This window comes from Bartonella sp. AP4SXKL (assembly GCF_042195845.1).
Taxonomy (GTDB): Bacteria; Pseudomonadota; Alphaproteobacteria; order Rhizobiales; family Rhizobiaceae; genus Bartonella.
The window spans coordinates 1-514 of the sequence record NZ_JBHIPA010000096.1 but is presented as its reverse complement, the minus strand read 5'-3'; the positions used below and the strand labels follow the sequence as shown (position 1 = coordinate 514).

Here is a 514-nt window from a genome sequence, read left to right as displayed (position 1 = left end):
TAACGGAAATGGCAGGTGTTGGACAATCTTTGCCAAAAACCGCTCCTTTTGTCGATCGTATCGCCAGTGAAGCGGAAAAGAACCTGATCAAAGCCGCCATTGGCACAGGCGTTCAAACGGCTCTTGAGGGTGGCTCTCTTGACAAGAACTTTTTTAACAATCTGCGCATCGCCCTGTCTGATACGGTTGGCAAATCGTTGGCGGAAGAAATCGGTACCGCCAAGGCTGAAGGCAAAATAGACACGGTCACACAGATCGTTGCCCACGCTGGTCTTGGCTGCTTAAAAGGCGCTGTTGCGAGCGGTGCTTGCACAGCCGGTGCTGTGGGGGGTGCTGTGGGCGAAGCCACTGCTATGCTCCAGTTTCAATTGTGGGTGCAAGGCATTGTGAAAGAGGAAATGGGGGACCTAAACGGTCGCACCCCAACTGCGGAAGAGGAAGCGCGTATAAACGCAAAGATTGATGCGCAGTTTGCTGACTTTAGAGACCACACCATTGATGTTGCACGGGCTGC

1 protein-coding gene is annotated in these 514 nt (G+C 52.9%); it reads left to right on the top strand.

The annotated features are described in order from the left end of the window. Window positions 1-514 (top strand): DUF637 domain-containing protein (locus ACFIMI_RS09855; protein ID WP_375692552.1); only part of this gene is annotated, 514 nt, incomplete at both ends.